Here is a 12,254-nt window from a genome sequence, read left to right as displayed (position 1 = left end):
TATTATGAGATATATTGTTAGTAGACTAGGTTTTTATATCCTAGCGTTTCTCGGTGCGGTGATTATCAACTTCTTCCTGCCACGAATGATGCCAGGTGATCCGATTCAATCTTTCCTTGGTCGATTGGCACAAACCGGTGGTCAAATCACGCCAGAGATGATTGCGTCACTCGAGGCTCTTTACGGCTACTCAGCAAATGCCCCACTTTTCGAACAGTTTACTTCTTACCTTTTCAGTATCCTTGCGGGTGACTGGGGTACGTCCACTCGCTTTTTCCAGCCAGTCATGGACGTGTTAAGTCGCGGTATGCTTTGGACACTTCTACTTGTTGGTTCTTACATTTTGGTTTCTTACACCATTACAACGCTAACAGGTATCTATGTAGCATGGAAGCGCGGAACATGGGTTGACTCAATCATCACTGTTGGATCGGTGATCATCTCGTCAATTCCTGCCGTTGTCATGGCATTATTGATCTACTTCCTATTTGCTTCAGATTTAGGTTGGTTCCCAACAGGTTATGGCTACAACCCGGACTTAGATCCTGAGGCATCATTCAAATTTATTGGCAGCGTGGCATACCACTTGGCTCTGCCCCTTCTTAGCATGGTGCTACTGGGTATGGGGGGTGTGATGGGTATGCGCTCAAACATGATTAACCAGTTAGGTGAAGACTTCATCGTGATGGGTTGGGCAAAAGGCGTTAAAGACAAGAAAGTGATGCTTCAATACGGCGCTCGTAACGCAATCTTACCTATGATCACAACGTTCGCAATGTCAGTGGGTTCTATCTTTGCGGGATCACTCATCATCGAAATTATCTTTAACTACCCAGGGCTTGGCCAGGTAATGTTCCAGGGAATGCTTGCCCGTGACTACCCGCTAATCCAAGGTTACCTACTAATTATGACGATCATGGTTCTTGGCTGTAACTTTGTTGCTGACTGTCTACTGTTCATCTTAGACCCTCGTCTACGTTCGCAACTTGACTAAGAGAATAAACAAAATGAAAAAAGCACTCGCGAATATCAAACAGTTCGTACTCGACAACCCTAAAGCTGCGGTTGGTTTAACGATTGTATTTACTGTAGTAATGATGTGTATCCTAGCTCCACTACTTGCTGACGTTCTTCCGAACGCACGTGTGGCACGCCCACACCAAGCGCCAAATGCAGACAATATTCTGGGGACTACACGTATGGGCCGTGATGTATGGGCACAGGTTCTATACGGAGGCCGTACGTCTCTGATGGTTGGCATAGTCGCTGGCACCTTTGTAATGGTAATGGCAATGGTTGTCGGCATCGCATCAGGTTACTTCGGGGGCATTGTTGATAATGTACTGTCTTTCATCACAAACCTAGTGATGGTTGTTCCAAGCTTGCCTTTAATGCTCGTACTTGCTGCATTCCTTGATCAGGTTTCACCACTGGTTATCGCCATCATCATTGGTGCAACAAGTTGGCCGTGGGGCGCACGTGTACTTCGTGCTCAAACATTGTCGATACGTAACCGTGACTTCGTTCATGCTGCAGAAGTAATGGGGGAGAACAAATTCCGTATGCTGTTTGCCGAAGTAATGCCAAACATGATGTCGATTCTTGCAAGTTCGTTCATTGGCACCGTCATCTACGCAATCATGACGGAAGCAACGCTAGAGTTCATCGGTCTTGGTGATCCACTAGAAGTCACTTGGGGCGTCATGCTTTACAACGCACAGCAGACTTCAGCTATTCGTATCGGTGCATGGTGGGAAATCCTAGCGCCTAGTGTGGCACTGGCTTCTATCGCGATTGGTCTAGCTCTTATCAACTTTTCGATTGATGAAATCTCAAACCCTAAGCTAAAAGCACAGCGCATCATGGCTCGTTTCCGCCGTGAAGAGAAAAAGGCAGAGAAAGCGTTGAAACTACAAGTGGAGAGAGCGTAATGAGCGAGAAACTAGTTCAAGTAAATAATCTGTGCGTTGACTATGTAACATTTGATGGCAAGGTGCGTGCAGTAAATAACGTATCTTTCCATATCAATAAAGGTGAAATACTAGGTCTTGCGGGTGAATCAGGTTGTGGTAAATCAACGATTGCCTACTCGCTAATGCGCTTACACCGCCCGCCAGCACTTATCTCTGAAGGTGAAATTCTATTTGAAGGCGAAGACGTTCTGCAAATGGATGAAGGACGCCTGCGTGATTTTCGTTGGAAAGACACCTCAATGGTGTTCCAGAGTGCAATGAACTGTCTAAACCCCGTAAAAACCATCGAATATCAGTTCTGGGATATCTTTGATGCACACGGCGTGGTTAAGACGCGCGAGGAATCGGTTGAAAAAGCGAAAGAGTTACTGAAGATCGTCGATATTCCGGTTGACCGTCTATTTGATTACCCACACCAATTCTCTGGTGGTATGCGTCAGCGTGTGGTTATTGCACTTGCACTTGCACTCAAGCCAAAGCTTTTGATTATGGATGAGCCAACAACAGCACTCGACGTAGTTGTACAGCGTGAAATCCTACAAAAAGTGTATGAGCTAAAAGAAACATACGGTTTTTCAATTCTGTTCATCACACACGACCTGAGCTTGATGGTAGAACTGTGTGACCGCATAGGCATCATGTATTCGGGGCAACTCGTGGAGCTAGCTCCGTCGAAGATCATTTTGCAACAACCCAAGCATCCTTACTCACACGGCCTAGGTGACTCGTTCCCAACACTAAAAGGTGAACTAGTAGAAATGAAAGGTATTAAAGGTACACCACTGGACCTGAAAAATGTTCCAGCGGGTTGTCGTTTCGCCCCTCGATGTTTTAACGCATCTGAGCAGTGTCATAACACCGCTCCAATCCTAATGAAGGCTGGTGAAGGCCGCTTTGTATCTTGTCATAACCAATTAGCAGTGCAGGAATAATCATGGAAACAGCAGAATACAACAAAAACGTTATTCTTGAAGCTAAGAACGTTACTATTGATTTCAAGACTAAGCGTGATGGTTTGTTTGGAAAACAAAAGTATCTACGTGCCGTAAACGGCCTGAACTTCAAACTGCGTGCAGGCACCTGTGTTGCTGTGGTAGGTGAGTCAGGTTGTGGTAAGTCGACATCTGCAAAAATCGCTACCAAAATCCATAAGGCAACCAGCGGTGGTATTTACTACCACGGTGAAAATATTGATGAAATCAAAGGGTCAGAAGATCTGGGTTTTTATCGTCGTGAAGTACAAATGGTATTCCAAGATCCGTTTAGTTCGCTGAATCCACTACACACAATTCGTTACCACCTTAAGCGGCCAATGGTCATTCATCATAATTTTAAGGAAGGTCCTGAGCTAGAAGCTAAGTTGATTGAAATCCTTGAAGAAGTAGGCCTAACGCCAGCAAAAGAGGTGTTAGATAAATTCCCTCATCAGTTATCGGGTGGTCAGCGTCAGCGTGTATTCCTGGCGAAAACACTGGCCATTGGTGCGAAGGTGATTCTTGCTGACGAGCCAACTTCAATGTTGGATGTGTCGATTCGAATCGGTGTTCTGAATCTAATGAACAAGATGAAGACCGAGATGAACAAAGCGTTTATGTACATCACCCATGATATCGCAACGGCACGTTACATCGCCGAAGAGACGATTGTACTTTACTCTGGGCACATGGTTGAGTGGGGTGACACAGAAGCCATTACCCAAAACCCGCAACACCCATACACTCAGCTTTTATTAGCTGCAGTGCCAGATCCAAGCCGTAGTATCCATGAAAAGCTGCCAACGCACCGTACGATGGAAACGCCAGTATGGACGCCTGAGAGCAAGGGTTGTCCTTATGCGGCTCGTTGTCCTCATGCAAAAGCAGTGTGTTCAGAGTACCTCCCCGAACCGGTGGTGCTGGCAGAGAACCATTTCGCACGTTGTCACTTGTTCACCAAGTAATTGTATTAAGGGTGCTACCTGTTAGGCATAGCACTCTTATTTCACCCAGTAATACCAATCTAATAGCATTCGGCCAATGTGCTGAACAAGAAAAGTTGTATCGTTATGATTAGAAAAGAAGCTGTATTAGCACAAAAGAAAATAGCTCCAATTAGTCGTCAAGCTGCTGCTGAAGGTATCGTTCTATTAAAGAATGAAAACGCAGTACTACCATTTACGGCGGAAGATAATATTGCCCTGTTTGGTCGCTGCCAAATTAATACGTACCGAAGCGGAACAGGGTCGGGTGGTGCGGTCAATGTACCTTACGCAGTCTCAGTGCTAGAGGGTTTATCTGCAAACACAAACATCACGCTAAACCAAGCATTAGCCGATACTTACCGAGAGTGGGTAAGAGAAAACCCAATGGACGATGGTGGTGGTGGCTGGGCAGCAGAACCATGGTTTCAACAAGAAATGCCTTTAACCGATAGCGTCGTTAAAGCTGCGGCACAGCAGTCTAATAAAGCCGTGGTTATCATTGGCCGTACTGCAGGTGAAGATCAGGATAATGCAGAAGAGCAAGGCAGTTACCTGCTTACAGATGCAGAAATGGATATGATCACGCGGGTTAATGGTGCGTTTGAAAAAGTTGTTATCGTATTAAACACAACAAACATTATTGATATGTCGTGGCTAGATACGGTTGAAAACCACCAATCTATCCAAGCTGTAATGTATAACTGGGCGGCAGGTATGGAGGGTGGGCATGCACTGGCAGACGTGCTTTGCGGTGAAGAATCGCCAAGTGGTCGCTTGGTAGACTCTATTGCATATGAATTGTCTGATTACCCATCAGCGGCGAACTTTGGTCGCACAGATTTCAACCTGTATGTAGAAGACATCTATCTGGGTTACAAGTATTTCGAAACGTTTAACAAAAAAGCAGTTCAGTATGAGTTCGGTTTTGGTTTGTCGTACACGAACTTTACTCAAACGCTGGTGGCTTTCACCAAGCAGGGGGAGGGTAAAGATGCTCTACTTCACTTTGAGATTGAAGTGAAGAACACAGGTGAACAGTACACGGGCAAAGAAGTGGTTCAGCTCTATGTTGAGGCACCGCAAGGCGAGCTCGGACAGCCTGCACGCTCACTCGTTGGTTTTACGAAAACTGATAAACTGGCGCCTCAAGCTAGTCAGGTTGTTCGCATTAGTGTGAAAGTGGCTGACCTTGCTTCTTATGATGACAGTGGTTCAACTGGCAATAAGAGTTGCTACGTACTGGAAGCCGGTGACTATAGCTTCTATCTAGGCGAAAGCGTACGAAAAGCCGTAAAGGTAACGTCGTTCAATCAACCAGACCTACTGGTCACTGAGCGTCTAGTAGAAGCGATGGCTCCAATTGCATCATTTGAGCGTATTAAGCCACAACTAACCGAAACTGGCGAACTAAAGCTTGGCTATGAGGTTGTACCAGGACGCACGATTGATCTTGAAAAACGTATCCAGGACAACCTGCCGAAAACACTGGAAATGACCGGTGACCAGGGCATCAAATTGATTGATGTCGCCGATGGTAAAGCGAACATGGAGCAGTTCATTGCACAGCTGTCCGAACAAGATTTAGTGGCAATTGTTCGTGGTGAAGGCATGTGTAGTGCAAAAGTTACCGCTGGTGTAGCTGCAGCGTTTGGTGGTGTCACAAATTCATTGTTTGAATTTGGCATTCCAGTTGTTGCGGCATCAGATGGTCCTTCTGGTATTCGTATGGATAGCGGGCATCAGGCAAGCCAAGTGCCAGTTGGTACGTTATTAGGTTGTACTTGGAACTGTGAACTTAACCAAGCCCTTTACCAATTGGTTGGTGAAGAGATGCAGGCGAATGAAGTAGATACACTGCTTGGCCCGGGTATGAACATTCATCGCCACCCGCTAAATGGCCGTAACTTTGAATATTTTTCGGAAGACCCATTCTTAACAGGCATGATGGCTGCCGCGCAGACACTTGGCCTAAAACAAGCAGGTGTAACGGGTACAATTAAGCACTTTATCGCCAACGATCAAGAAAAAGCACGAACAGAAGTGGACAGTGTTATTTCAGAGCGTGCTATTCGTCAACTTCATATTAAGCCATTTGAAATCGCTGTGAAGCAGGGTGAAGCATCATCCATCATGACAGCATACAACCCAGTTAACGGTCACTGGACGGCGTCTAACTATGACCTAAACACCACAATTTTGCGCAAAGAGTGGGGTTACACAGGTATTGTAATGACCGACTGGTGGGCGAAGATGAACCATCCGTCACGGGCGGGTGAGGCGGGTTGTACATTCACGTCATACATGGTTCGTTCGCAAAATGACCTGTATATGGTAGTGGGTGTTGACGGAGCAGAGCCAAATGCAATGGAAGACGATTCAATCACGGCATTAGAAAGTGGCACGCTTAGCTTAGGTGAGTTGCAACGCAGCGCGATGAATATTTGTCGATTCATTCTAAATACACCAGCAATGAAGCGTCCATTGAAAGCGTATGAGCCAATCAATACCTTTACGGCGAATCAAGAATCTAGCGAAACATTCAGCCTGATTAGCGAGCCATTAAACCTGATGGCAGAAGAGTTCTGCAGTGCAATATTGAAGGTTGAAAGCGCGGGTACTTATCGAGTTGAAGCGTATGTTAGCTACGCTCGTGACGCACTTGCACAGTCATCTTGTTCTCTATCACTTAACGATGTGTACAGCATGTCAATCCCGGTAAATGGCACAGAAGGGGAAGTGGTAAAAGTGGATGGACTACCTGTCATTCTTGCATCGGGTTACTACACAGTTGATGTCAACTTTGTTAAACCAGGTTTGATTCTGCATGAGCTACGATTTATTGCAGAATAAATCCAACTAGTCCTTTGAAAAAAATTGCCAGGCTTATTAGCTTGGCAATTTTTATTCTAAGTTATATGTGCCAATTCAGTTTAGTGATGAATAGCTTAATGAAAGTTACAGACGAATCATCTGATTGTTTCCCGACTTGCTGGAACTTCATGACTGCTTTTTATCTATAGTATACTTATTTGATAAGTCGATATCACACTCTTGTGAAAGTTATCCATAAACTTTCATGTCGCTATTTTTAATTATTTACTGCTTCACTAAAATTAACTTAGCTTTAATTTTTGAATATTAATAAAAATGCCATTTGATAATATTTATTTCGAAATGTAAATGACCGTAAATATTAAATCTCTTAGGTATAAAAATATGAAAATTAATACTATCGCTTTTGCTGTGGCAGGCTCTTTAGCACTGTCATCTTCAATGAGTGCAGTGGCATCGGATGATATCAAATTCTTTGGTTATGCAAACTACGGAATGCAGTACGAGCATGACGGGATGAACCAAATCGCGGTTGATGGTAAGTTCAATGGTAATACACTAGGCGCATTAGGTAACGGTGGTCATGGTGGCGAGTTTGGTCTGGGTAAAGACTTTACTGGCGACAACGGTTCGGTGTGGGACGTAGGCGTAATGGTTGACGAGTGGACTGGTGGAAGTGCCATCAATCTAGCGCAGTTCTGGGCAGGCGGCACAAACCTTTTAGATTCTAATCCTGACGCTTACTTCTGGGCTGGACGTAAATTCAACATGCGTAAGCAGTCTGGCCTAAACGATTACTACTGGTCTATGTATTCAGGCCTAGGTGTAGGTGTTGACAATTACGACCTAGGCGCTGTACGCCTGGATACTTCTATCGTTCAGGCGAATGAAGGTGACCCAAGTACTTACGCTTGGACTGCGCGTGCACACGACATTGAACTGACTAATGACCTGAAGTTTGAAGTATTTGGCTCTATAGGTTTTGGTCGTCAAGAGATCACTGATACGACAAGTGGAGATGGTACTGGTGAATACGAAGCTCGTGACACCAATTATCAACTCGGTACTATCCTAGACTATAAAAATGGTCACCAACTAAGAATGATGTATCAAGACGGTGTGGATGCGGGTAACTGGGCTGCATCAACGTACTTCTATAAAGAAGATGCAACGCGTTTATACGTGCAGCTTGAAGGTGGCTTCCAGATTCAAGATAACACAAATATCGCTTATTCAGTCGTATATGGCAAAGGCGAAAACATGATGTATAACTGGGGTAGCGACAATTACGATGCAGATGAAATCAGTTTAATTGTTCGCCCTAAACACCAGTGGAACAACATGCAATCAACATGGTTCGAACTAGGTTACTCACAAGTTAAATTCGGTGAAAATACTGTTGGCATCGAAGATGGCGATATTAATTCGGGTGTTAAGGCGACACTACAACACAACTGGGCAGTCGGTGGTTTTGAGTGGTCTCGTCCAATGCTAAGTGCATACGCGACATACGGTGACGTTTCAAACGACGCAAAAGATACGAAGCTTGATGCCCTGATCGCTGGTGTCAAATTTGAAGCTTGGTGGTAGTCACCAATTTCACCAAATTCCCTTTTCTTAGCTAATAAAAGGTCTAGCCAACGTGCTAGACCTTTTTTATTTCAGGTGTTTCACATAGGCCATTGAACTAGCCCCAATAAAAAAATGTGAAAGAATCAATACTCACCACTGACTGCAATCCCAATGGGTTCTACATCCATTCCGGCTAGCAGTTATTTCCTAGGCTGGCAGATTATACCTAGATGGCCGAAACCGTTAGTAACTTTACCCTGAGTACTTACGCATTTGCCGTCGTGCTTTTCATCTTTAATCACGACAGAGCATGAATCTGCAACACGTTTAAATTTACACGCGTTTTGAACTTTAAATAGGATGTCTGCATTTGATTCAGCAAAAGAACCTGCGCTAAAACCTATAACGGCGATGGCTAAAGTAATTGCTTTTGTTTTCATGGTGCTCTCCTTTATTGAATCCTCACTCTTAATTTAGAGTATTAATGTGATAGTGCAAGCAGAAAAAAACCACTTCAAGAAACTTATATTGCGTTCATGTTGTTATAAACTAAATATCTAGGGTTTGAGCACTTTTGTTTCTAACTATTCTTTTTTAATATGTTGATATCTTTTGTGAAAAATTCAACGTGACGTTTTTTTAATCATTTTGTTTCTTGTGAAATTAATGCAATATAAATTTTACTCTGAATGAATCACCACCAACTTAGTAGACGCTCGTTTGCCTTTCTCTATATCGCTTCTCCTGTCGGGTTGTTTGAGTCCGGTATAGTAACCACTAGGGTGAATGCAATGGACTTTACATATACGCCGAACAGACCAAACTGGTTAATTAGCTCTAATAAAAGCGTATCTCAGTGTTTTCTTCTGATTTGGCTTGGTGGTGGCAGACGTCTGGTCCATAGCGTTTGAGCTTTCCAATATTAGCTTCAAAAACACAACGTCATCTCCTTTAACAAGGAGAACTTTTAAAGGGGATGAATATAGATGATTTTGTGAGGCTAGCAACGCTTATTTACCCCATTGTGAGTTAAGTATTCATTTCAGCTAGCCTCAGTTCACAGTCTTTCACCCTACAAGAACTAATGTGGTAGTAGAGGCCCTAACTTTCGTTCTTACTATTAACCTCACCTTACATCCTGATTTTATAGGGATTACATTATCGACAGTGTTATCCAACGTCCTCTCATGCTTCTATGGTCGCGCGTTCAATCATAACCGTCTCTGCTGGCACATCATCATGCCCCATACGTGATAGCGTATGTACCTCGGCAATCTTATATACGACATCCATCCCCTTGGTCACTTTGCCAAACACAGCATAACCCCAGCCGTTGTTGGTTTTCGCTGTGTGATCTAGGAAATCATTGTCATCAAGATTGATAAAGAACTGCGCGGTTGCAGAGTGTGGGGCATCCGTTCGTGCCATAGCGATGGTACCGGCAATGTTCTTTAGACCGCGATTTGCCTCATTGGTGATAGGCGCGCGTGTTTCCTTTTCGTCCATCAATTCTGTTAGACCACCACCTTGGATCATAAAGCCATTTATCACGCGGTGGAAGATAGTGCCGTCGTAGAAACCATCTTCACAGTACTTTTTAAAGTTACGTGAAGACACAGGTGCTTTGTCTATGTTGAGTTCGATTTGGATGTCACCAAAGTTGGTGTGAAGCGTAATCATTGTATATTGCAATCTCATTGGAGTGATTGCCGCTATTATAGGTAGTGGTAGCGACAAATAACAAGTTTCTTCCTCATTCCAATCTTGCGCAACAGAATGCTGATAATCTCCACCAGAAAATAGCCCGAGTTTTACTAATGGTAGACCGCGCGGCATAGATGCGCGGAATCTCTCATCTATCGGCAATATAGAGTCTACTTCACAAAATATTCTCTTGCATGATTATGCACTTATAATAAAAACTTAGAGTTAACCTTGTATATCGTTGTCAACTAGCCTTTGGCTAATACCCTAACATTAGCTTGCGACTTTATTACGGCCTTCACCTTTGGCTTTATAGAGTGCTTTGTCTGCTCGTGAGAGTAGATTTTGTATGTCATCACCATGCTCATAAGCCGCTACACCGATACTAGTTGTAAGCGAGATACACTTAGGAAAGACATGGTTTTCGATTGACTCGCGCAGCCTTTCGGCTAGATCCCACAAAATATCATTATCCGCACCCGCGCATACAACCAAAAACTCTTCGCCGCCCCACCGCCCTACGATTTCGGAATCCCGAACATGCTCACGTAGTAGCGTGGAAATTTCCGTTAACACTTGGTCACCGATTTGATGGCCATAGTGGTCATTAACCTGCTTAAAGTAATCGATATCAAGCAGCAGAACACCATATGTATGTTTGTCATTCTTTGCTTTTCTATGGTTTTCTCGTAAGGCTTTATCCAACTTCAGGCGGTTGGGGATTCCTGTAAGCGAATCCGTTTGGGCAAGCTTTGCCAGTAACTCTTTTTCCTTTACCTGTATACGAATATTAATGGTTGATTCGATTAACTCTTCTGTTCGTGATGTTAGCTCTGTAAACAAGCTATGAAAGTTTTGGTTTAGCCTTTGAATTTCATCAACTCGTGACTCAACAAGGTTTTCCATATTCCAGTTTTTGCCTAGTTTGCTGGTCGCTTCTGTCAGAGCTTCTATAGGGGTTGCGATATCCAGAGCAAGCCGTTTGGATCTCCAACTGAGGTATATGAAAAACACCATATAGAAGATAATCATCGCTAAAACAGCAAGGTAACCCAAATTGTCCGAGAGAGACTTAAGCTCTGAGATTGGAGTCAAGAACGATTTTGTGTTTACAAAGGTGATGACCCGCCAGCCTGTTTCTGGGATTAACTTAGAATCGACAATATAATTTATATCGTTTACCCAAATATCCTGTGTAGCATTGGCGATGCTTAGTGAACGGATTCCCTCTTCAGATAGAGAAGGAAGTTGGAACAGATTGAACTGGTCAGGCTTTGTCACCGTATCCGTTATATTACTCTCATACGTATGGTGCTTAAGTTCCTGTAGTCCCAATAAATTCTCTGCTTTTTTCTGCATAGCCAAGATTGTACCTTTTTCGTCAATGACGAGTGCGGCTGAATCCCACGGGAATTGATGGTTTAAGATGCTTTCAACGAATGACTCTACCGTCACATCCAGACCACTAACACCTTCCAGGAAATTGCCACTATATATTGGTACAAGATTTGAGAGCATCCATCCCTGACCAGCGGGGTCCAGATACACCTCTGTCCATACGTTGCCGCGACTAGGATTGTGTCTTTGGTCAGCATCGTAGTAGAAGTTGAAATTTTCCATTTCGAGAACAGGACCGTATTGCGCGGGAGCATCAGGCATAAATGGATAAAGCCTGTTCATATCATCCCAGGTATTAAGGTAGGCCTGAGTAATGGAAGGGTTGGTATCAACAATGGCTTTTAGGAGCGGATCGAGGGATTCGCTACAGATAGCCTTAGCGGATTCTTGCTTGCCAATGTTGGTGGTGTTTGAGTAGTACACGCTTGCCCCGACAGGGTTCACTTTGTAAAAAGCACCGTTTGGGTGAGTGTCAAACTCTGGCTTCCCATTTGGTAAAAAGCACCGCTTTGAATTAAAAAATAACTCATGGTCGAGTTGCATCATCCTTGCAGTGCGAGTGACTTCCTCAAGGTGTTGGTTTACCCGTAGTGCTTCATTAGTAGTGATTTCACTTAAGGATTGCTTAACCTCAGAAACCAGGGTCGTGCGGTTTTTATCAGAGATGTACAGATTGATTCCGAAATACAGTGCCAGCAGCAATACTTCGATAACCAGCAGTGGGATAAGTGAACTACGTAGAAAGTCGCGATATACCAGAGACTGCAATTTAACTGATTGATTGGTGATCATACTTCAACAAAACCTCGGCAATT

General features: G+C 43.9%; 9 protein-coding genes and 1 pseudogene. 6 read left to right on the top strand and 4 right to left on the bottom strand.

The features are described from left to right. Positions 1–4: 4 nt before the first annotated feature. The 6 genes from C4S60_RS14630 (at position 5) to C4S60_RS14605 (ending at position 8,355) form a co-directional block, all read left to right on the top strand. Entirely contained in the window at positions 5–994 is a 990-nt protein-coding gene (locus C4S60_RS14630; protein ID WP_103881097.1) for an ABC transporter permease, read from the top strand. 13 nt (positions 995–1,007) lie between these two features. After that, positions 1,008–1,931, top strand: coding sequence for an ABC transporter permease (locus tag C4S60_RS14625; protein ID WP_103881096.1), 924 nt, complete (start codon positions 1,008–1,010; stop codon positions 1,929–1,931). Next, positions 1,931–2,905 (top strand): ABC transporter ATP-binding protein, encoded by a 975-nt coding sequence (locus C4S60_RS14620; protein ID WP_103881095.1) that lies wholly within the window; start codon positions 1,931–1,933, stop codon positions 2,903–2,905. Before C4S60_RS14625 ends, C4S60_RS14620 begins: the two co-directional genes overlap by 1 nt. A 2-nt stretch (positions 2,906–2,907) precedes the next feature. Then, positions 2,908–3,912, top strand: coding sequence for an ABC transporter ATP-binding protein (locus tag C4S60_RS14615; RefSeq protein WP_103881094.1), 1,005 nt, complete (start codon positions 2,908–2,910; stop codon positions 3,910–3,912). 105 nt (positions 3,913–4,017) lie between these two features. Beyond that, entirely contained in the window at positions 4,018–6,783 is a 2,766-nt protein-coding gene (locus C4S60_RS14610) for a glycoside hydrolase family 3 protein (RefSeq protein WP_103881093.1), read from the top strand. Positions 6,784–7,149: 366 nt separating this feature from the next. After that, positions 7,150–8,355 (top strand): carbohydrate porin, encoded by a 1,206-nt coding sequence (locus C4S60_RS14605; protein WP_160111370.1) that lies wholly within the window; start codon positions 7,150–7,152, stop codon positions 8,353–8,355. A 182-nt stretch (positions 8,356–8,537) separates the two neighbouring features. On the opposite strand, the gene C4S60_RS14600 is transcribed toward C4S60_RS14605, so the two are convergent. The 4 genes and pseudogenes from C4S60_RS14600 to C4S60_RS14590 all read right to left on the bottom strand — a co-directional run bounded on the left by C4S60_RS14600 (position 8,538) and on the right by C4S60_RS14590 (position 12,231). Beyond that, a complete protein-coding gene (locus C4S60_RS14600; protein WP_103881091.1) occupies positions 8,538–8,777 on the bottom strand; it encodes a hypothetical protein in 240 nt (79 codons plus the stop codon). Positions 8,778–9,071: 294 nt separating this feature from the next. Further along, a pseudogene (locus tag C4S60_RS23965) lies at positions 9,072–9,194 on the bottom strand (IS3 family transposase); the annotation flags it as partial. A gap of 328 nt (positions 9,195–9,522) precedes the next feature. Then, complete coding sequence (locus C4S60_RS14595) at positions 9,523–10,017, bottom strand: peptidylprolyl isomerase (protein ID WP_103881090.1); 495 nt, start codon at positions 10,015–10,017, stop codon at positions 9,523–9,525. A gap of 297 nt (positions 10,018–10,314) precedes the next feature. Next, positions 10,315–12,231 (bottom strand): diguanylate cyclase, encoded by a 1,917-nt coding sequence (locus C4S60_RS14590; protein WP_103881089.1) that lies wholly within the window; start codon positions 12,229–12,231, stop codon positions 10,315–10,317. Positions 12,232–12,254 lie beyond the last annotated feature (23 nt).

Origin of the sequence: Vibrio hangzhouensis (assembly GCF_900107935.1) — a bacterium.
In the GTDB taxonomy this organism is placed as follows: domain Bacteria; phylum Pseudomonadota; class Gammaproteobacteria; order Enterobacterales; family Vibrionaceae; genus Vibrio; species Vibrio hangzhouensis.
Note: the sequence above shows the minus strand (reverse complement) of the source record. Positions and strands in the feature narration are given on the sequence as shown.

Bases quoted from the DNA above. Each gene is read 5' to 3' on its own strand.
- C4S60_RS14610 (WP_103881093.1), top strand. From the start codon at position 4,018: ATGATTAGAAAAGAAGCTGTATTAGCACAAAAGAAAATAGCTCCAATT.
- C4S60_RS14625 (WP_103881096.1), top strand. From the start codon at position 1,008: ATGAAAAAAGCACTCGCGAATATCAAACAGTTCGTACTCGACAACCCT.
- C4S60_RS14620 (WP_103881095.1), top strand. From the start codon at position 1,931: ATGAGCGAGAAACTAGTTCAAGTAAATAATCTGTGCGTTGACTATGTA.
- C4S60_RS14590 (WP_103881089.1), bottom strand. From the start codon at position 12,231: ATGATCACCAATCAATCAGTTAAATTGCAGTCTCTGGTATATCGCGAC.
- C4S60_RS14595 (WP_103881090.1), bottom strand. From the start codon at position 10,017: ATGATTACGCTTCACACCAACTTTGGTGACATCCAAATCGAACTCAAC.
- C4S60_RS14605 (WP_160111370.1), top strand. From the start codon at position 7,150: ATGAAAATTAATACTATCGCTTTTGCTGTGGCAGGCTCTTTAGCACTG.
- C4S60_RS14615 (WP_103881094.1), top strand. From the start codon at position 2,908: ATGGAAACAGCAGAATACAACAAAAACGTTATTCTTGAAGCTAAGAAC.
- C4S60_RS14600 (WP_103881091.1), bottom strand. From the start codon at position 8,777: ATGAAAACAAAAGCAATTACTTTAGCCATCGCCGTTATAGGTTTTAGC.
- C4S60_RS14630 (WP_103881097.1), top strand. From the start codon at position 5: ATGAGATATATTGTTAGTAGACTAGGTTTTTATATCCTAGCGTTTCTC.